The sequence below is a fragment of the Cellulosimicrobium sp. JZ28 genome (assembly GCF_015327065.1).
GTDB lineage: Bacteria > Actinomycetota > Actinomycetes > Actinomycetales > Cellulomonadaceae > Cellulosimicrobium > Cellulosimicrobium funkei.
This window is the reverse complement of the sequence record NZ_CP017660.1, coordinates 2,515,732-2,535,663: the sequence shown is the minus strand read 5'-3', so window position 1 is coordinate 2,535,663 and position 19,932 is coordinate 2,515,732. Positions and strand designations below refer to the sequence as shown.

The 19,932-nt window shown below is 74.2% G+C and carries 13 protein-coding genes; 12 read left to right on the top strand and 1 reads right to left on the bottom strand.

Translation table 11 applies throughout. The features are described from left to right. Positions 1–113: 113 nt before the first annotated feature. The 10 genes from BJP59_RS11560 (at position 114) to BJP59_RS11515 (ending at position 16,406) form a co-directional block, all read left to right on the top strand. Positions 114–911 (top strand): hypothetical protein, encoded by a 798-nt coding sequence (locus BJP59_RS11560; RefSeq protein ID WP_194520987.1) that lies wholly within the window; start codon positions 114–116, stop codon positions 909–911. A 40-nt stretch (positions 912–951) separates the two neighbouring features. Further along, positions 952–1,953: a sugar phosphate isomerase/epimerase family protein gene (locus tag BJP59_RS11555; protein ID WP_021483379.1), complete on the top strand. Its 1,002-nt coding sequence runs from the start codon at positions 952–954 to the stop codon at positions 1,951–1,953. Positions 1,954–2,187: 234 nt separating this feature from the next. After that, complete coding sequence (locus tag BJP59_RS11550; protein WP_194520986.1) at positions 2,188–3,435, top strand: Gfo/Idh/MocA family protein; 1,248 nt, start codon at positions 2,188–2,190, stop codon at positions 3,433–3,435. After that, entirely contained in the window at positions 3,432–5,090 is a 1,659-nt protein-coding gene (locus tag BJP59_RS11545; protein ID WP_081600250.1) for a sugar ABC transporter ATP-binding protein, read from the top strand. The genes BJP59_RS11550 and BJP59_RS11545 overlap by 4 nt, the downstream gene beginning before the upstream one ends. Next, positions 5,087–6,133: an ABC transporter permease gene (locus BJP59_RS11540; protein WP_021483021.1), complete on the top strand. Its 1,047-nt coding sequence runs from the start codon at positions 5,087–5,089 to the stop codon at positions 6,131–6,133. The genes BJP59_RS11545 and BJP59_RS11540 overlap by 4 nt, the downstream gene beginning before the upstream one ends. Beyond that, positions 6,130–7,212: an ABC transporter permease gene (locus BJP59_RS11535; RefSeq protein ID WP_051028488.1), complete on the top strand. Its 1,083-nt coding sequence runs from the start codon at positions 6,130–6,132 to the stop codon at positions 7,210–7,212. Before BJP59_RS11540 ends, BJP59_RS11535 begins: the two co-directional genes overlap by 4 nt. 148 nt (positions 7,213–7,360) lie before the next feature. Continuing rightward, the gene (locus BJP59_RS11530) at positions 7,361–8,584 is read left to right on the top strand and encodes a substrate-binding domain-containing protein (protein ID WP_076406053.1); all 1,224 of its coding nucleotides are present in this window, start codon (positions 7,361–7,363) and stop codon (positions 8,582–8,584) included. Positions 8,585–8,769: 185 nt separating this feature from the next. Beyond that, positions 8,770–9,714 carry a sugar phosphate isomerase/epimerase family protein gene (locus tag BJP59_RS11525; protein WP_336244552.1) on the top strand — a complete coding sequence of 315 codons (945 nt, stop codon included), beginning with the start codon at positions 8,770–8,772 and terminating at the stop codon, positions 9,712–9,714. Between the two features lie 105 nt (positions 9,715–9,819). Then, entirely contained in the window at positions 9,820–15,405 is a 5,586-nt protein-coding gene (locus BJP59_RS11520) for a ThuA domain-containing protein (protein ID WP_194520985.1), read from the top strand. A 113-nt stretch (positions 15,406–15,518) separates the two neighbouring features. Further along, positions 15,519–16,406, top strand: coding sequence for a hypothetical protein (locus BJP59_RS11515; RefSeq protein WP_194520984.1), 888 nt, complete (start codon positions 15,519–15,521; stop codon positions 16,404–16,406). Between the two features lie 112 nt (positions 16,407–16,518). Here BJP59_RS11515 and BJP59_RS11510 read toward each other — a convergent pair whose 3' ends face one another. Beyond that, positions 16,519–17,181, bottom strand: coding sequence for a GNAT family N-acetyltransferase (locus BJP59_RS11510; protein ID WP_194520983.1), 663 nt, complete (start codon positions 17,179–17,181; stop codon positions 16,519–16,521). A 114-nt stretch (positions 17,182–17,295) separates the two neighbouring features. Between BJP59_RS11510 and BJP59_RS11505 the strand changes: the two genes are divergently transcribed. Both BJP59_RS11505 and BJP59_RS11500 read left to right on the top strand, forming a co-directional pair. Beyond that, positions 17,296–18,096: a LamB/YcsF family protein gene (locus tag BJP59_RS11505; RefSeq protein ID WP_194520982.1), complete on the top strand. Its 801-nt coding sequence runs from the start codon at positions 17,296–17,298 to the stop codon at positions 18,094–18,096. Continuing rightward, positions 18,093–19,784, top strand: a complete 1,692-nt coding sequence (locus BJP59_RS11500) for a 5-oxoprolinase/urea amidolyase family protein (protein ID WP_228485018.1) — start codon at positions 18,093–18,095, stop codon at positions 19,782–19,784. The genes BJP59_RS11505 and BJP59_RS11500 overlap by 4 nt, the downstream gene beginning before the upstream one ends. Positions 19,785–19,932: the final 148 nt, after the last annotated feature.

The window sequence follows — 19,932 nt, the reverse complement described above, 5'->3', positions numbered from 1 at the left end:
TCCGGCCCCGGCGCCCGGGAACGGGCGCTCCGGCCCGGCGCCGGGGCACCCCGGGGGACCGGCGACGACCGCCGCCCCCACCGCACACGGACCCACGACGAGGTGATGACCCGATGTCCCGTACGCCCCGCCAGCGCACCAGCCCCCGGCCTCCGGGCGGCACGCGGCTCCTGCCGCTCCGCCGGACGGCCGCCCCCGTGCGGCACCGCGCCCGCGCGCTCCTCACCGCGGCGCTGGGCCTCCTGCTCGGCGGCGTGCTCGCGCTCGTCGGCGCGGCCCCGGCCGGCGCCCACGGCGGCGACGTCGTCATCTCGCTCGGCACGGACGGCCAGGGCGGCGTGTCCGCGAACCTCACCTGGAAGGTCGACGGCCACCCCGTCGAGGAGGCGGCCGACGTCTCGGTGACGGGGGAGTCCGCGGCCGGCGAGACCGTCGGCCCCCTCACGCTGCGGTCGGCGTCCGAGGGCGTCGGCTGGTACACGTCCGACCCCGGCGTCCTCGCCGACGGCAACTGGACGCTCACCGCCACGATCACCCACCCCGCCGAGGCCACCGCGTCGGCGCAGGTCGACGTCGTGCCGCTGCCGGAGCCCGCCCCGCGCGAGGGCGACGACGCGGCGGCGCAGGAGGGCGGCGACGCCGCCGGTGCGGAGGATGACGCAGCAGGCGCCGACGCGGCCGGCGACGACGCCGCCGCGGGCGACGACGCCGCCGGAGAGGGCGCCGCGGCCGACGGCACCGCCACGGACGAGGGCTCGACGAGCGCGCTCGTGTGGGTCGCCGTCGCCGTGGTCGCCGCGCTGCTGCTCGCCGGGGGCTACGTCGTCGTGCGGCGCCGCTCGCGCGCGTCGGGCACCGACGAGGCCGCGGGGGACTCGCCTCGCCCCCTGACCAAGACGTCCGCCCGGTGACCCCGGGCACGAACCGAGAACGACCGAAGGAGACACGACCATGGCACGACCGATCACCCTCTTCACCGGGCAGTGGGCCGACCTGCCGTTCGAGGAGGTGGCACGCCTCGCGTCCGGCTGGGGCTACGACGGCCTGGAGATCGCGTGCTGGGGCGACCACCTCGACCCCTGGCGCTGGGACGACGACGAGTACGTCCAGGGCAAGCTCGACCTGCTGGCCAAGTACGACCTCAAGGTCTACGCGATCTCGAACCACCTCAAGGGCCAGGCGGTGTGCGACGACCCGATCGACCAGCGCCACCGCGACATCCTGCCGGACGTCGTGTGGGGCGACGGCGACCCCGAGGGCGTGCGCCAGCGCGCCGCGGAGGAGATGAAGCACACCGCGCGCCTCGCGGCGAAGCTGGGCGTGAAGACCGTCGTGGGCTTCACGGGCTCGGCGATCTGGAAGTACGTCGCGATGTTCCCGCCGGTCTCCCAGGAGGCGATCGACGCCGGGTACCAGGACTTCGCGGACCGCTGGAACCCGATCCTCGACGTGTTCGACGAGGTCGGCGTCCGGTTCGCGCACGAGGTGCACCCGAGCGAGATCGCGTACGACTACTGGACGACGGTCCGCACGCTCGAGGCGATCGGGCACCGCGAGGCGTTCGGGCTCAACTGGGACCCGAGCCACATGGTGTGGCAGGACCTCGACCCGGTGAGCTTCCTGTGGGACTTCAAGGACCGCATCTACCACGTGGACTGCAAGGACACGAAGAAGCGGATGCACAACGGCCGCAACGGCCGCATGGGCTCGCACCTGGCCTGGGCGGACCCGCGCCGCGGCTGGGACTTCATCTCCACAGGCCACGGCGACGTGCCGTGGGAGGACGCGTTCCGGATGCTCAACACGATCGGCTACGAGGGCCCGATCTCGGTCGAGTGGGAGGACGCCGGCATGGACCGTCTCGTCGGTGCCCCCGAGGCCCTGGAGTTCGTCAAGAAGTACGCGTTCGACGCGCCCGACGCGGCCTTCGACGCCGCGTTCTCGACCAAGTAGCACCACGCAGCACCGCAGTCTCCCCGTCGGTCGGCGTCGCCGGCCGGCGGGTGGGGGCAGTCCGACACGCCACCGCCCCCGGCCGTCCCGACGGCCGGGGGCGGTGGCGTGCCCGCGTCCGGCGACGCCGATGTGATCCTTCACATTTGTTTTGCGGACAGGGTTATCTAAACGTGACGATCGATGTTCGGCTTTTGCTTGACGCTCGACATAAGTGCCCCTACGTTGTCATCCATGCGAGCCGACGACGTCGCGCAGGACGTGCGTACCCCGGTGCTGGAGCCGGAGACGCCCCTCCCGGGAGCGACCACGCCAGGGGCCTCGACCGCCCGAAGCACCTTCCCCGCCAGCAGCCCCGACGAGCTCGGGCTGCCCGCCGCCGGGTACCGCGCCGGGATCCTCGGCACCGGGTTCATGGGCGGGGTCCACGCCCGGGCCGTGCGCACGGGCGGAGGCCGCGTCGTGAGCGTCGCCGCCGCCGACCTCGACATCGCGCGTGCCGCCGCGCCGGGCCTCGGCGCCGAGCGCGCCGTCGCGACGGTCGAGGAGCTGCTCACCGACCCCGAGGTCGACGTGGTGCACGTGTGCACGCCCAACCACCTGCACGTCCCCCTGGCGCGCGCGGCGCTCGCCGCCGGCAAGCACGTGGTGTGCGAGAAGCCGCTCGCGACCGACGTCGCGGGCGCGGTCGAGCTCGCCGGCCTCGCGGCCGCGGCGCGCGAGCGGGACGGGCGCGTCGCCGTCGTGCCGTTCACCTACCGCTTCCACGCCATGGTCCGCGAGGCGCGCGAGCGCGTGCGCCGCGGCGAGGTGGGCACCGTCTCGCTCGTGCACGGCTCGTACCTGCAGGACTGGCTCCTGCGCGACTCCGACGACAACTGGCGCGTCGACCCCGCGCTGGGCGGCGCGAGCCGCGCGTTCGGCGACATCGGCTCCCACTTCTGCGACCTGCTGGAGTTCACGACGGGCCAGCGCATCGTGCGCCTCGTCGCGCAGTCGGCCACGGTGAACCCGCACCGCCGGGGCGCCGACGGTGTCGTGCACGAGGTCGCGACCGAGGACGCCGTGACGCTCCAGTACGCGACGGACGGCGGCGCGCTCGGCTCGGCCGTGATCTCGCAGGTGTCGGCCGGCCGCAAGAACCGGCTCTACCTCGAGATCTCCGGCTCGGAGTCCACCCTCGCGTTCGACCAGGAGCAGCCCGAGACGCTCTGGGAGGGCCGGCGCACGACGTCGCGCCTCCTCGTGCGCGACCCCGAGACGCTCTCCCCGGCGGCGGCCCGGTACTCGCGCCTCCCCGCCGGGCACGCGCAGGGCTACCAGGACTGCTTCGACGCGCTCGTCGCCGACACCGCCGCGGCCATCGGGGGCGTCGTCCCGGACGGCCTGCCCACGTTCGACGACGGCCTGCGCGCAGCGCGGCTCGCCGACGCCGTGGCCACGTCGGTGCGCACGGGCGGCTGGGTCGAGGTCGCGTCGTGACCGCGACGACGACGCGCGAGCCGCGTCCCGCCGCGGGGGAGGGCGACGACCGGCCGCTCCTGCGCCTGCGCGGCATCGGCAAGGAGTTCTTCGGGAACTCCGTGCTGCGCGGGATCGACCTGGACGTGCGGCCCGGCGAGGTCCACGCGCTCGTCGGCGAGAACGGCGCCGGCAAGTCGACGCTCATGAAGATCATCGCCGGCGTGCACCGCCCCGACGCGGGCACGCTCGAGCTCGACGGCGTGACGACGACGTTCGCCTCGCCGCTCGCCGCGCAGCACGCGGGCGTGTCGACGGTGTTCCAGGAGTTCAACCTCCTGCCCGAGCGGTCCGTCGCCGAGAACGTCTACCTCGGCCGCGAGCCGCGCCGCGCGGGCCTCGTCGACCGGCGGCGCATGCACGCGGACACGACCGCCCTGCTCACCGAGCTCGGCCTGACGGGGCTCGCGTCGTGGACGCGCGTCGGCTCGCTGTCCGTGGCGCAGCAGCAGATCGTCGAGATCGTCAAGGCCGTCTCCTACGACGCGCGGATCATCTCCATGGACGAGCCGACGGCGGCGCTCGCCGACCAGGAGGTCGAGCTCCTCTACGAGCTCGTGCACCGGCTCAAGGAGCGCGGCGTCGCGATCCTCTACGTCTCGCACCGCCTCAAGGAGATCTTCGACCTCTGCGACACCATCACGGTGCTCAAGGACGGCAACCACGTGCTGACGACGCCGACGGCGGACATCGACGCGGACCGGCTCGTGCGCACGATGGTCGGCCGCGACTTCGCGGGGTACTTCCCGGACAAGGACCCCGCGATCGTCCCGGGCGAGGTGCGGCTCGCGCTCGAGGGCGTCGGCAACACGCAGGTCGACGACGTGTCGTTCGAGGTCCGCGCGGGCGAGATCGTCGCGCTCGCCGGGCTCCAGGGCTCGGGGCGCACGGAGATCGCGCACGGCGTCTTCGGCATCGCGGGCTTCACGCGCGGCCGCGTCCTCGTCGGCGGGAAGGCGGTCGACGTGCGCTCGCCGCGCCAGGCGGTCCGCGCCGGCCTCGCGCTCGTCACCGAGGACCGCAAGGCCGAAGGGCTCGCGCTGGGCCAGTCGATCCTCGCCAACGCGCGCCTCGTGCTCGACGCCGTCGTGCCCGGCCAGGCCGACCGGCGCGCGAAGCGCATCCCGGGCATCCTGTCCTCGCTCGAGCTCGTCGCGAGCTCGCAGGAGGCCGAGGTCCAGTACCTGTCGGGCGGCAACCAGCAGAAGGTCGTCCTCGCGAAGTGGCTCGTCACGGACCCGCAGGTCATCGTGCTCGACGAGCCGACGCGCGGCATCGACGTGGGCGCCAAGCGCGCGGTCTACGACCTCATGCGCGAGCTCACCGCGAACGGCGTCGCCGTCCTGTTCATCTCGTCCGAGCTCCCCGAGGTGGTCGCCATGGCCGACCGCGTGCTCGTCATGCGGGACGGCCGCCTCGCGGGCGAGCTCCCCGCGGGCAGCGACGAGGAGACCGTCATGGCGCTCGCCACGGGCGCGGGCGAGGACACCTCCGGCGAGCACGTCCAGGTCGACCTCGGCGCCCTCGCCGACGCCGACGACCTCCCGGGCGCCGACCCCGGCACCACGCCCCGCAGCGCCCCGCACGCCCCCGACGGCCCGAAGGAGCACCGATGAGCACCGCGGTCGCGACCGCCGCCCCCACCGCGAGCCGCGCCCCCGCGCGCCGCCGCCGGCTGGGCTCGACGGAGATCGTCTACCTCGCCCTCGTCGGGATCCTCGTGATCGCCGGCGTCCTCGTGGCCGTGGGCGGCGGCAACCTGTTCAGCACGGCGAACACGGCGTACATGCTCACGCAGACGAGCCTCCTCGGCTTCGTCGCGATCGGGCAGACGTTCGCCGTCCTGTGCAAGTCGCTCGACCTGTCCGTCGGCTACGTGGTCGCGCTCAGCTCGATCGTCGGCGCGACGACCATGGCGGGCGACCCGTCACGCGTCTGGCTCGGCGTCCTCGCGGCGGTGGGCGTCGCGGCGGTCGTCGGCCTCGTCAACGGGCTCGTCATCGCGAAGCTGCGGGTCAACGCGTTCATCGCGACGCTCGGCGTCGGGCTCATCATCAAGGGCTACCTCGACACGCAGTTCAAGGGCCCGGCGGGGGAGGTGCCCGCCTCGTTCCAGATGTTCGGGTACACGCGCGTCGGCCCGGTGCCGGTCTCGACGGTCGTCATGCTGCTCGTCGCGGCCGTGGGCGTCGTGCTCCTGACGCGCACCCGCCCCGGGTACCACATGTTCGCCGTCGGGGGGAACACCGACGTCGCGCGGCTCTCGGGCATCCGGACGGACCGGACGCTGGTCCTCGCGCACGTGCTGTGCTCGGTCTGCGCGGGCGTCGCCGGTCTGCTCATCGCCGCGCGCTTCGGCACCGGCAACGCGCTCGTCTACTCCTACGGTCTCGACCTCGACTCGATCGCCGCCGTCGTGCTCGGCGGGACGCTCCTCATGGGCGGGCGCGGCTCGGTCGTCGGGACGGTGGGCGGCGTGCTCATCCTCGCCGTGCTCGACACGGTGTTCAACGTGCTCGACGTCGACCCGTTCTTCAAGGACGTGCTGCGCGGCGTCATCATCATCGCCGCCGTCGCCCTGTACGCCCGGCGCCAGATCGACCCGGCGAGCAGCCGGGCCCGCTTCCGCCCGACCCGCACCGGAGGTGCGTCCGCATGACCACCGACACCACGCGCCGGACCATCCCGGCGCGCGCGCCGCGGGCCGGCTGGCTCGAGCGCCTCACCGCGGGCGGCAGCTGGACCGTGTTCGCTCTGCTCGTGCTCGTCTTCGCGGTCATCCTCGTGATGAACCCGTCGTTCGGCGAGCCCATGTCGCTCATGGCGTTCGTCAAGAAGGCCGCGCCGCTGGTCATCCTCGCGATCGGGCAGTACTTCGTCATCGTCTCGGGCGAGTTCGACCTGTCGGTCGGGTCGCTCGTGGGCGCCCAGGTCGTCATCGCCGCGAAGCTCATGGACGGCGAGGACTCCATGACCTGGCCCGTCATGGCCCTCATGATCGTCTTCGGCCTCGCGGTCGGGCTCGTCAACGGCCTCGTGACCACGCTGCTCAAGGTGCCGTCGTTCATCACGACGCTCGGCATGATGCTCGTGCTCTACGGCGCGATCCGGCTCTGGACGGGCGGCGCCCCCACGGGCGCCCTCACCGACGGGTTCCGGCAGTGGGGACGCGGGGGCATCCCCGACACCCCGGGCCAGTTCCAGGTGCCGTACGCGCTGCTCGTCGTCGTCGTGCTCGGCGTGGCCGCGGCCCTGCTCATGCGCCGCCCGTTCGGCCGCACGCTCGTCGCCACGGGCGACAACGACGTCGCGGCGGGCTACGCGGGCGGCTCGGTGTGGTGGGTGCGCACGCGCGCCTTCCTCCTCTCGGGCTTCCTGGCGACCGTCGCGGCGATCCTCATCGGCGGGTACGCCGGCGTCACCGCCCAGGTCGGGCAGGGCCTGGAGTTCATGGCGATCACCGCCGTCGTGCTCGGGGGCGTCGTCCTCGGCGGCGGGCGGGGGACCGTGATCGCCGCGATGGCGGGCGCGCTCACGCTCGAGGCGCTGTTCACCCTCTTCAACCAGCTGAGCCTGCCGTCGACGATCCGCCCCGCCGTGCAGGGCGTGATCATCATCGCGGCCGTCGCCTACGCCGCGCTGCCGCGCCGGTCGCGGCGCCGCGCGTCCACCCCCGACGCCCCGCCGGCGGCGGGCCCGACCCCCGCACCGAAGGAGCCCGCCCCCGCGAACGCCTGAGCCCCGCGCGCCCGGCGACGACGCCCGCGCCCCTCCCCGCGCACGACCCCTGCCGGACCCCCGCGCACGGCCGTGCGGCAGCACCCGAGCTGTACCCCCTTCCCCGCACGTTGCGGGACGACGACGTCTCACCAAGGAGAAGAAGGACATGCGACGTACACGAGCACTCCTGGCCGGCACGGCGGTGGCCACGCTGTTCCTCGCGGCCGCCTGCACGACCGACACCCCCACCGACACGGGCGGGGAGACCTCGGCCGAGGAGAGCCCCGCGGGCGAGGAGTCCGGCGGCGCCGACTCCGAGTGGTTCGTCCAGGCGGACTACGACCGCCAGCTCGCCCAGCGCGAGGTCGTGCCCGAGGGCCCGGCCGACCAGCCGTGGCTCCAGGCCATCGAGCCCGAGTACGTGGACACGGCCGAGTTCGCAAGCGCCGAGGGCGGCAACACGCTGTGCTTCTCGAACGCGTCGGTGTCCAACCCGTGGCGCGTCACCGGGTTCATCACCATGCAGCAGCAGGTCGACGTCCTCACCGAGGAGGGCGTGATCGGCGAGTTCCGCGTCTCCGACGCCGCCGACGACGACAACAAGCAGATCTCCGACATCCAGGCGTTCGTCGCGGCGGGCGACTGCGACGCGATCATCATCTCGCCGTCGACCACCGCGACCCTCACGCCCGCCGTCGAGGCGGCGTGCGAGTCGGGCAAGCCCGTCATCGTGTTCGACCGCGGCGTCAACACCGACTGCATGGTGACGTTCATCCACCCGATCGGCGGCTACGCGTACGGCGCCGACGGCGCCGAGTTCCTCGTCGAGAACCTCGAGCCCGGCTCGAAGGTCCTCGCGCTGCGCATCCTGCCCGGCGTCGACGTGCTCGAGAACCGCTGGGCCGCGGCCGACAAGATCTTCTCCGAGTCGGAGCTCGAGGTCGTGGGCGCCGAGTTCACCGGCGGCGACGGGGCGAAGATCAAGGACATCGTTACGCAGTACCTCCAGCGCGGGGACGTGGACGGCATCTGGATGGACGCCGGCGACGGCGCCGTCGCGGCCGTCGAGGCGTTCGAGGACGCGGGCAAGCCGTACCCCGTCTTCATGGGCGAGGACGAGATGAGCTTCCTGCGCAAGTGGAAGGACACGGACATGACCGCCATCGGCGCCGTGTACTCCAACTTCCAGTGGCGCACGCCGATCCTCGCGGCGCAGATGATCTGGGCCGGCGAGCAGGTGCCGTCCGAGTGGGTCCTGCCGCAGTCGCCGGTCGTCGCCGAGGACCTCGACGCCTACCTCGAGGCGAACAAGGACATGCCGTCCCTGCACTACGCGAAGTTCGGCGGCGAGGACCTGCCCGGGTTCCCGGAGGCCTGGACCGACCGCTGACGCCAGCACCACCCCGGTCCGGCCGCGCGGCCGGACCACCTGGGGCCGCCCGGTCGCCGTCCGACCGGCCGGGCGCCCCGCCCGCCCGCCCGACGGCGCGGCGTACCTCCCGCACGGGGGTGCGCCGCGGCGTCGGGCACGCGGGCGGGACGGCCGAGTGCTCGGACCCGACGAGAGAGAGCGACGTGGCTCTTCCCGGCCCGACCCCCGCGCACCGCGCGACCGACCTGCTCGCGCCCGACGGCGCGCCCGTCCCGGTGCGCCGGCGCGCGCTCGGCGTCAACACGTGGGTGTGGACGTCGCCCCTGACCGACGGCGCGCTGCGTGACATCGCCCCGCGTGTCGCGGGGTGGGGCTTCGACGTGCTCGAGCTGCCCGCCGAGAACCCGGGGGACTGGGACCCGGCGACGGCGGCCGCCGTCCTCGCCGACCACGGCCTCGCCGCGAGCGTCTCGCTCGTCATGGGCGAGGGGCGCGAGCTCGTCGCCACGGACGCCGCGACGGTGCGCGCCACGCAGGACTACCTGCGCCACGTCGTCGACGTCGCGCGGACCGTCGGCGCCCCGGTGATCGGCGGCCCGGCGTACGCGTCGGTCGGGCGCACGTGGCGGCTCGGCCCGGCCGAGCGCGAGGCTGCCTACGAGGAGCTCGCCGAGCACCTCGCCCCGGTCGTCGAGCACGCCATGGCGGCGGGCGTCGTCGTCGGGCTCGAGCCGCTCAACCGCTACGAGACGAGCCTCGTCAACACCGTCGACCAGGGGCTGGAGGTCGTGCGGCGCCTGCCCGCGGCCGGCATCGGCCTCATGCTCGACGTCTACCACATGAACATCGAGGAGACGGACCTGCCCGCCGCGGTGACGCGCGCGGGCGAGCGCATCGCGCACGTCCAGGTGTGCGGCAACGACCGCGGCGCACCGGGCACCGACCACCTCGACTGGCGCGGCCTGCTCGCCGCGCTCGACGCGACCGGCTACGACGGACCGCTCGTCATCGAGTCCTTCACCGCCGAGAACGCGACGATCGCCACGGCCGCCTCGATCTGGCGCCCGCTGGCGCCGACCCAGGACGCCATCGCCGTCGATGGCCTCGCCTACCTGAAGGGACTGATGCCCGAGCCGGAGAGCACGTAGCCGTAGTCGCAGACGACCGCCGGCGCCGGCACGCCGCGGGATGACGACCACCCTGCCCGGACGACGACGTCCGGGCCCGCACGTCATGCCCCTGGAGGCACCACGATGACTGCACGACGCCCACGCAGGGCGAGATCGGTCGCCGCCGCACTGACCGTCGGGGCGCTCGCGTTCACGCTTGCGCCCGTCACGACGGCCGTTGCCGCGGACGACCCCGTCCCCGCGGAGGACGAGCACAAGGTGCTCATCTTCACCAAGACGACCCAGTTCCGGCACACCGAGGCGATCACGCAGGGCACGCCCGTGCTCGAGGCCGCGTTCGCCGAGGTCGGCATCGAGTCCGACCACACCGAGGACTCCTCGGTGTTCACCGACGAGAACCTCGCGCAGTACGACGCCCTCGTCATGTTCCAGACGTCGGGCGACCCGTGGAACGCGGACGAGAAGGCCGCGCTCGAGCGCTACCAGCAGGCGGGCGGCGGCATCGTCGCCATCCACAACGCGACCGACATGCGCGGCAGCTACCAGTGGTGGGACGACATGATCGGCGCGCTCATGCCCGGTCACGCCGCCACGGGCAACAGCCCCGGCCTGCCCGGCACGGTCCGCGTCGAGGACCGCACGCACCCGTCGACCGAGCACCTGTCCCAGCGCTGGACGCGCGCGGACGAGTGGTACAACTTCTCGGCCAACGTCCGCGGCAGCGCGCACGTCCTCGCCACGATGGACGAGACGACGTACGACGCCGGCGGCAACAAGATGGGCTACGACCACCCGATCTCCTGGTGCAAGCCGTACGACGGCGGTCGTGCCTGGATGACGGGCATGGGCCACTTCGGGGCGCACTACACGCAGGAGCCCGACTTCGTGCAGCACGTCGTCGGCGGCGTGCAGTGGGCGGCGGGCCTCGTCGAGGGCGACTGCGGCGGCACCGACTGGGGCTCGTTCGAGAAGGTCGCGCTCGACTCGAACACGAGCGCCCCCTTCGGCATGGACGTCGCGCCCGACGGCCGCGTGTTCTACACCGAGCTCGTGCGCGGCCAGGTCCGCGTCTACGACCCGCGGACGCAGAACACGACGACGGCGCTCACGCTCCCCGTGTACTCGGGCGGCGAGGACGGCCTGCTCGGGATCGCGCTCGACAAGGACTTCGCGGAGAACGGGTACCTGTACCAGTACTACTCGCCCGCGAGCGCGAACGACTCCGACCCGGCGAACTTCTTCAACCGCGTCTCGCGGTTCACGGTGTCGTCGGACGGCCCGGGCGCGACCGTGATCGACCCGGCGTCGGAGAAGGTCCTCCTGGAGATCCCGGCCGGGCGCCTGCCCGACGAGCCGGGCCACACGGGCGGCGGCCTGCTCGTCGACCACGAGACCGGTGACCTGTACATCGGCGTGGGCGACGACGTGAACCCGCACTCCGAGCCGTCGGGCGGCTACGCGCCGATCTCCGAGCGCGACGGCACGTTCCACGACGCGCGCGCGACGTCGGCGAACACGAACGACCTGCGCGGCAAGGTGCTGCGGGTCCACCCCGAGGACGACGGCACGTACTCGATCCCCGAGGGCAACCTCTTCGCGCCGGGCACCGAGAAGACGCTGCCCGAGATCTACGCGATGGGCTTCCGCAACCCGTTCCGGTTCACCATCGACCCGAAGACGGGCAACCTCGGCGTCGCCGACTACTCGCCCGACAACGGGTCGGACAACCCGGCGAACCGCGGCCCGGCCGGCATCGCCGAGTGGAACCTCATCAAGGAGCCCGGCTTCTTCGGCTGGCCCCTGTGCATGGGGAACAACGAGCCGTTCCGCGACGTCGACTACCGCACGAGCCCGGTCACGGTCGGTGACTTCTTCGACTGCGACGCCCCGGTCAACGACTCGGTGAAGAACACCGGCCTCACCGAGCTCCCCGCCGCGCAGCCGGCGGACCTCTGGTACGGCTACCAGCGCTCGTCGGTGCCCGGCGTCATCAACGCCGGCGGCGGCCTCGCGCCCATGGGCGGCCCGTTCTACGAGTACGACCCGGAGCTCGACTCCGACACGAAGTTCCCGTCGTCCTACGACGGCAAGGCCTTCTTCTACGAGTGGGCCCGGAACAAGATGTACACGATCGACCTCAAGGACCCCGAGGCCGCTCCCGGCGTGACCGACGTCGAGAAGGTCAACCCGTTCCTCCCGCAGGAGCAGTTCCTGGCGCCTATCGACTCGAAGTTCGGCCCCGACGGCGCGATGTACGTGCTCGACTGGGGCGGCGGCTTCGGTCGCGACAACCCCAACTCGGGCCTGCACCGCATCGACTACCTGTCGGGCTCTCGCTCGCCGGTGTCGAAGCCGGTCGCGACGCCCGACTCCGGCATCGCGCCGCTCGAGGTGTCGTTCGACGGGACCGGGAGCACCGACCCCGAGGGCGAGGCGCTCACGTACGCGTGGGACTTCGACGGTGACGGCACGACGGACTCGACGTCCGCCGCCCCGAGCCACACCTACACGGAGAACGGCGTCTACGACGCCCGCCTCACGGTGACCGACCCGGCCGGGAAGGTGGGCACGGCGACCGTGCCGATCACGGTCGGCAACACGCGGCCCGAGGTCGACTTCGGCCTGCCGCCCACCGGCTCGTTCTTCACCTTCGGTGACGACATCACGTGGGACGTGGCCGTGACGGACGCCGAGGACTCGCCGGACGGCGAGACCATCGACGACGAGCAGGTCATCATCCAGCCCGCGCTCGGCCACGACGCGCACGCGCACCCCTCCGAGCCGCTGCACGGCCGGACGGGAACCGTCGCGACGAGCCTCGGCGGCGGCCACGGCGAGGACATGAACGTCTTCTACGTGATCGACGCGCGCTACACCGACCGCGGCGGCGTGGACGGCGTCCCGGCCCTCACCGGCTCGGACACCACGCTCATCTTCCCGAAGAAGCGCGAGGCGGAGTTCCACGCCGACTCCGACGGGACCACGACGATCCCGAGCCGGGACGTCGAGGGCGGCGGCTCGGTCATCACCGGGTCGAACGGGGCCTGGGCGTCGTACGACCCGGTGAGCCTGTACGGCGTGCAGGCGCTCACGTTGCGCGTCGCCGCGGCGGCCGAGGGCACGATCGAGCTGCGGCGCGACGCCGCGGACGGCGAGCTCCTCGGTACGGCGGAGGTCCCGCAGACGGGTCTCGGCACGTTCACCGACGTGACCGTGGACGTCACCGACCCCCGGGAGCCGTTCACGCTCTACGTCGTCTTCCCCGGCGCGGGCGAGCGTCGCCTGAACTTCGTCGAGGCCGACGGCAAGGGCGTCTCCGCCACCACGCGGCCGAAGGTGCGCATCACCGCGCCCGAGGCTGGCGTGCGCCTGGAGCAGGGCGAGATCACGGTCACGGCCGAGGCCGACGACACGGAGAACACGGTCACCGAGGTCGAGTTCTTCGTCGACGGCGAGTCGATCGGGACCGACACCGAGGCGCCGTACGAGGCCACGTGGGAGGTGACGGCGGACAACAACTACGAGCTGACCGCGGTCGCGACCAACGACAAGGGCCTCTACACGCGGTCCCGCGTCGTCGTGGCGCAGGTCGGCGACCTCTTCGGGGGCATGAAGACCTTCACCAACACGAACGGGACGTTCGAGCAGCTCGCCGAGGGCAAGTACCTCATCACGTCGGGCGGCGCGAACATGTGGCAGGGCACCAACGAGTACTCGACCATCTACCGCGAGCAGGGCGCCGACGAGAACTGGTCGGCGACGGTGAAGATCACCAGCCAGGGCAACTCGAACGGTTCCGCCAAGGCCGGGATCATCGTCCGCAACGACGTGACGCAGACGGCGAACTCGCCGGGCTACGCCGCACTGGGCATGCGCCCGAGCGGCGGCTTCGAGTGGCTGCGCGGCAACGCGGCCGGTCAGCTCGTCACGTCGTCCGCCGCGAGCTCGACGAGCTACCCCGCGTGGGTGCGGATCGTGCGCGACGGCGACCTGTACACGGCCTCCTGGAGCAAGGACGGCGAGAACTTCACGCAGATCGGGGAGCCCCAGGCCCTCCCGGGTGCGGCGTCCGTGCAGGACGTGGGGCTCTTCGTCACCGCGCACAGCACGTCGGCCACGAGCGCCGTCGAGTTCCAGGACTTCGCGTTCGACGACGACCCGCAGACCGGGGGACCCGGTGAGGAGACCCCGCCGCAGTGCCTCGCGGACTCGTCCGACGAGTTCGACGGCGACACCCTCGACCCGCGGTGGACGGTCGTCCGCCAGGCCGACGGCAAGCCGATCACCGTCGCCGACGGCCACGCCGTCCTGCCGGTCGTGCAGGGCGACATCAACGAGGCGCAGACCGGGCCGATCAGCTACCTCGGTCAGCCCGCACCCGCCGGCGCGTGGACGCTCGAGACGAGGCTCGACGTCCCGCTCGCCCGGCACTGGCAGCACGCCGGCCTCCTGGTCCACGTGACCGACGACGAGTACACCAAGCTCGCGTTCACGAAGAACCAGAACGGCAACCGGTTCCTCGAGTTCCAGACTGAGACCGGCGGCGCCCGCACGTGGCACGGCCAGACGAACGTCGCCGGGGACTTCCCGACGGCGATCCACCTGCGCCTCGTCTCGGACGGCTCCGCCATCACGGCCGCGTACTCGGCGGACGGCCAGACGTGGACGGCGCTCGCGGGCTCGGCGCCCGTGAAGCCGGGCGCGACGTTCGGTGTGATGGCCGGCGGCGACACCGCGGCCGCCGACTCGGTCGCCAGGGTCGACCACGTGCGCGTCACGGGCGACGGGTCGGACGACGGCGAGCGCGAGCCGAGCGACGAGTTCGAGGGCGACGCCCTCGACGGCTGCCGCTGGGACGCGGTCGTGCGCTACGACGGGTCGAAGGTCGCCGTCGCCGACGGCGAGCTGCGCATCACGACCCAGCCGGGCGACATCAACGCCGGCAACAACGACGACCCGCGCAACTTCGTCCTCCAGACGGCACCGGAGGGCGACTGGGTCGTCGAGACGCGGTTCAAGGCGCCGCTCGTGCACCGGTGGCAGCTCGCGGGCCTCATCGCGTACGGCGACGACGACAACTACGTCAAGGCCGACGTGCTCGCGAAGAACGCCCCGGGCGCAGCGCTGAACCTCGGCGCCGAGCTCGTCTCGGAGAAGGGCGGCCAGTTCGGCAACGGCGGCAACCGCCAGCTCGAGCTCGCCGACTCGACCGAGTCGGGCTACTGGTACCTGCGGCTCGAGAAGGTGGGCAGCACGTACCAGGGCTGGGTCAGCGACGGCGGGGTGACCTGGACGCCGCTGGGCGACCCGGTGACCAACGACGCGGCGCTGACGAAGGTCGGTCTCATGGCGATCGGCCCGGAGCAGGAGACGCCGGTCACGGTGGCCTTCGACTGGTTCCGTCTCACGACGGACTCCGAGCCCGAGCCCACGGTCGACGTCGAGGTCACCGCCTCGGCCCGCTGCCTCGCGGGCAAGGCGTACCTCGCCCTCCGCGCGACGAACGCCGACGAGGCACCCGTCGCGGTCACCCTCACCACGCCGTTCGGCTCCAAGGAGTTCGGCGCGGTCGAGGTGGGCGCCAACGCCTACCAGTCGTTCGCGTCGCGCGCGACGGCGTTCGAGGCGGGCACGGCGACGGTCACGGCGACGCTCGGCGACGTCACGACCGAGATCGAGGTGCCGTACGACGCCGTGAGCTGCGGCTGACGGCAGGCCGGTGACGGGCGACCCGCTCCCGTCACCGGCCACCACCTGCGCCGGCCCGGCCCGCGGGCCGGGCCGGCGCGCCCGGCGGGACGACCACAGGACAGGAGCGACAGGTGGCACAGCGCACCTCGGCACGGACGCCGACGACCCGGACCCCGGCGGGAGGAGCGCGGGCGGGCTCCGGCCGCACCGGCGGCCCGACGACGCCCGCACGCTCCCGCCCTGCCGACCGGGGCGGTGCCGGCCGCCCCGAACCCCGGCCACCGGCGCGCGTCCGCGCGCGCCGGTGGTTCGTGGGCCTCGACCCGTGGCGCCGCGTCCTGCTCGTCGTCGGCGCGCTCGCGCTCGTGGCCGTCGTGGTCGCGGCGGTGGTCGCGCTCACGCGCGGCGGCGCAGCACCTGACGAGGAGGGCTTCACCGTCGACCCGGCGCGCGTCGCGGAGCTGGAAGCGGCCGAGGAGGCGCGCGACGCCGAGAACCTCGTCGCCTCGATCGACCACGCCCGGTACCTGCAGACCGAGCTCGTCCCCGTCCTGCACGGCCTCCACGCGGTGCTCCCCGTCGACGGGTCGAGCGCCGTCCCCGCGGACCCGGCGGACGTCGCCGCGTGGCGCGCGACCGTCGACGGCCTCGTCGCCGAGACGGAGGCGCTCGCGAGCGGTTCCTCCGAGCACAACATCGTCCGCAACGGGATGCTCACGTCGCTCGAGCTCGTCGGGGACGCGCTCGACGCCGTCGGGCTCGCCGCGAGCGCCGACCCCGCCGCAGCCCCCGACCTGTACGCCCTCGCGGGCGACCTGCGCACGCGCGCCGTCGAGACGTGGGGCCTCGCCGCCGTCCAGCTCGACCTGCGCTCGACCGCCGGCGGCCAGGGCCACGTCCACGTCTTCCTGCCCGTCCACCCCGACGACTCGCTCGACGGGGGCCTCGGCCTCGGCCACACGGGCGGTGACGAGGGCGGCCACGAGGGCGCCGACGGCGACGACGCGCACGACCACTGAGCCGACCGACCACCGTCCACCGGACGACCGCGGCCCGCACGGGCCGCCCACCGACCTCCCGGTCGGGCGCCCTCCGGGGTGCAGGCCGAGCCCGACCGGGACCTCCCGTCCGTCAGCGGCGGGGCAGGGCCATGACGACGTCCGCATGGGTCTCCCCGCCGACGACGTACGTCCGGCCCCCGACCACGGCGAACCCGTGCTTGCGGTAGAAGGCCTGGGCGCGCGCGTTGTGCCCGTTCGTGCCGAGCCAGAGCGGGAGCCCGGGGCCGAGCAGCGCCGCGGCGCCCGTCGTCGCGGTCATGAGCACGCTCGCGACGCCGGTGCCCTGCGCGGCGGGGTGCACGTAGATCTTCGACAGCTCCACCGCCTCGCCCGGCCCGACGGCGGCCGCCACGTCCGGGTCGTCGGGGACGCCTCTCGCCAGCAGTGCGTACCCGAGCGGGCCGCTCGCGGCCTCGGGCGACCCGGCGTCCGTCTCCACGGTGCCTGCCGACGTGCTTGGCGACGTGTCTCCCGACGCGCCCGCCGACGTTCCTGCTGAGGCGCCGGGCGACGCCGCCTCGACGAGCAGCAGCGCGTGCGCGGCGCTCGCGGCCCACGCGCGGAACCGGTCGGGCGAGAGCTGCGTCGCGACGTGCTCCGCGATCGCGTCCGGCGACGTGCCGGGCGGGCACGCGAGCGGGAACGTGAGCGCGGCCAGGTCCGCGAGCGCGACGGCGTCGGCGGTCGTCGCGCGGCGCACGGCCGTCGTGGCGGTGGTGGTGTGGTCCGGCATGCCAGGAAATCTACGCCCGTGGTCCCCGCCCGCGGCCCCCGTGGGCCCCGTGTGGGCCCCGCGGTGGCGCAGCGGTGGGGCCCGCCGAGCGCGCGTCCCGGGCATGATGGACGCGTGACGCGCATCGACCTCAATGCCGACCTCGGCGAGGGCTTCGGCCGCTGGACCCTCGGCGACGACCAGGCCTTGCTCGGCCTCGTGACCAGCGCGAACGTCGCGTGCGGGTTCCACGCGGGCGACGCGACGACCATGCGGACCGTGACGCGGGACGCCGCTGCGCGCGGGGTGCGGGTGGGCGCGCACGTGAGCTACCGGGACCGGGCGGGCTTCGGACGGCGGTTCATGGACGTGGACCCCGGCGAGCTCGCCGACGAGGTGCTCTACCAGCTCGCCGCCCTCGACGGGTTCGCCCGGCTCGCGGGGGACCGCGTGCGGTACGTCAAGCCGCACGGCGCGCTCTACAACGCGATCGTCCACCACGAGGCGCAGGCCCGGGCCGTCGTCGACGCGGTGCGCGCCTACGACCCCACGCTGCCCGTCGTCGGGCTGCCCGGCTCGGCCGTGCTGCGGCTCGCGGACGCGGCGGGCCAGCCCACCGTCCGCGAGGCCTTCGCGGACCGCGGCTACCTGCCGTCGGGCGAGCTGGTCCCGCGCGGGCGGCCGGGCGCCGTCGTGCACGACGGCGACGAGGTCGCCCGGCGCGTCGTCCGGCTCGTGACGACCGGCACGGTCGAGGCCGCGGACGGCACGTCGCTGCGCGTCGAGGCGGACTCGGTGTGCGTCCACTCGGACACCCCCGGGGCAGTCGGGCTGCTCGGGGCGCTGCGGACCGCGCTCCAGGAGGCCGGGGTCGTCGTGCAGCCCTTCGTCGACGCCCCGCACGGCGGGTCGGCGGGCGCGGACGCCGTGCCGTGACGACCGGAGGGTCGCCCGCTCCCGGGTCGCCGGTCCGCGACGCGGCCGACGGCCTCGACGGCAAGGTGGCGGTGCACGCGTTCGGCGAGAACGCGCTGCTCGTCGACCTGCCGGACCTCGCCGCCGTGCGCGCGCTGCACCGGGCCCTGGGCGACGCGCCGCCCGGCGTGGTCGACGTCGTCCCGGCCGCCCGCACGGTGCTCGTGCGCTGCGCGACGCCGGGGGACGTCCCCGCCGCCCGGGCGTGGCTGCGCGCGGCGGTGCGGCGCGCGTCGACGACCGGCCCCGCCGCCCGCGCCGGGGAGCTCGTCGAGATCCCCGTGCGCTACGACGGCCCCGACCTGGACGACGTCGCCCGCTGGGCGGGCCTGAGCGTCGAGGAGGTCGTCGCGCGGCACCACGGCCGCGAGTACGAGGCCGCGTTCGGCGGGTTCGCGCCGGGCTTCACGTACCTCTCCGGGGTCGATCCCGCGATCGCCGCCCCGCGCCTCGCCACCCCGCGCACCCGCGTCCCCGCCGGCTCGGTGGCGCTCGCGGGCGGGCTCACCGCCGTCTACCCGGGGGAGTCCCCGGGCGGGTGGCGCCTCCTCGGCAGCACGGACGTGCAGATGTTCGACGTCGACCGCGACCCGCCCGCGCTCGTCGCGCCGGGCGCGCGCGTGCGGTTCGTGCCGCTCCGCGCGGCCGTGGCCGCGGGCGGCGGCCCGCTCGTGCCGCCGGGGAGGGAGCGGCAGCACGGGAGTGCGGGGGCCGCGCGCGTCCAGGCCGTCCAGGACCGGACCACCAGCCCCTCGCCGCCTGCCGCGCGCGCCCTGGAGGTGCTCGCGACAGGTCCCCTCGCGCTCGTCGAGGACGCGGGACGTCCGGGGCTCGCCGCTGTCGGCGTCGGGCCGTCGGGAGCGGCCGACCGCGCGTCGTACGCGCTCGCGAACCGGCTCGTGGGCAACCCGGACGGTGCGGCGGCGATCGAGGTCACCCTCGGCGGTCTCGCCGTGCGGTTCGCCGGCGGGGCGGTCGTCGCGCTGGCCGGGGCGGCGGTCCCCGCCAGCGTGGACGGGAGCCCGGTCGGCATGCACGCGGCCGTCCGGGTGCCCGACGGCGGGACCCTCCGCCTCGGCGTGGCGGCGCGCGGTCTGCGGACCTACGTCGCGGTGCGTGGCGGGCTCCGGCCGCCCGCGGTCCTCGGGTCGCGCTCGCGGGACGTGCTCGCCGGGCTCGGCCCGGGACCCCTGCAGCCGGGCGACGTCGTCGCGGTGGGGGCCGCGCCGTCGGGCACGTGGCCGTGGCCCGACGTCGTCCCCGTGCGGTTCCCGCCCGGCGAGCCGCGTCCTGGTGAGCCGACGGGCGCGGTGCTCGAGGTGCTGCCCGGGCCGCGGTCCGAGTGGTTCCTCCCCGGCGCGGGGCGCGCGCTGCGGGCGCTGCGGACCGTGACGCCGGACAGCGACCGCGTCGCCCTGCGGCTCGACGGCCAGGCGGTGCCCCGCAGGCCCGGGGAGCTGGCGTCCGAGGGGCTCGTCCGCGGCGCGGTCCAGGTCCCGCCCGACGGGCGTCCCGTCGTCTTCCTCGCGGACCGCCCGGTCACCGGGGGATACCCCGTCATCGGGGTGCTCCGCGAGCGGGACGTCGACCGCGCGGCCCAGCTCCGACCGGGGGACCGCGTGATCCTGCGGCTCGCGACGACGGTCTGAGCGCGGCGCCGGGGGAGCGCGGGAGAGCGGGGCCGACGGCCGCACGTCGTACCGGGCGGGGAGCGGCAGCGTCCCTGTGGGCCGGGTCACCGGGGAGCGGCTTGACCATGTCGCGCGAGGCCGCGTAATGTTCTGGATGTCGGCCCGA

Coding starts and splice junctions, on each gene's coding strand:
- BJP59_RS11530 (WP_076406053.1), top strand. CDS start 7,361: ATGCGACGTACACGAGCACTCCTGGCCGGCACGGCGGTGGCCACGCTG.
- BJP59_RS11535 (WP_051028488.1), top strand. CDS start 6,130: ATGACCACCGACACCACGCGCCGGACCATCCCGGCGCGCGCGCCGCGG.
- BJP59_RS11555 (WP_021483379.1), top strand. CDS start 952: ATGGCACGACCGATCACCCTCTTCACCGGGCAGTGGGCCGACCTGCCG.
- BJP59_RS11510 (WP_194520983.1), bottom strand. CDS start 17,181: ATGCCGGACCACACCACCACCGCCACGACGGCCGTGCGCCGCGCGACG.
- BJP59_RS11520 (WP_194520985.1), top strand. CDS start 9,820: ATGACTGCACGACGCCCACGCAGGGCGAGATCGGTCGCCGCCGCACTG.
- BJP59_RS11540 (WP_021483021.1), top strand. CDS start 5,087: ATGAGCACCGCGGTCGCGACCGCCGCCCCCACCGCGAGCCGCGCCCCC.
- BJP59_RS11550 (WP_194520986.1), top strand. CDS start 2,188: ATGCGAGCCGACGACGTCGCGCAGGACGTGCGTACCCCGGTGCTGGAG.
- BJP59_RS11560 (WP_194520987.1), top strand. CDS start 114: ATGTCCCGTACGCCCCGCCAGCGCACCAGCCCCCGGCCTCCGGGCGGC.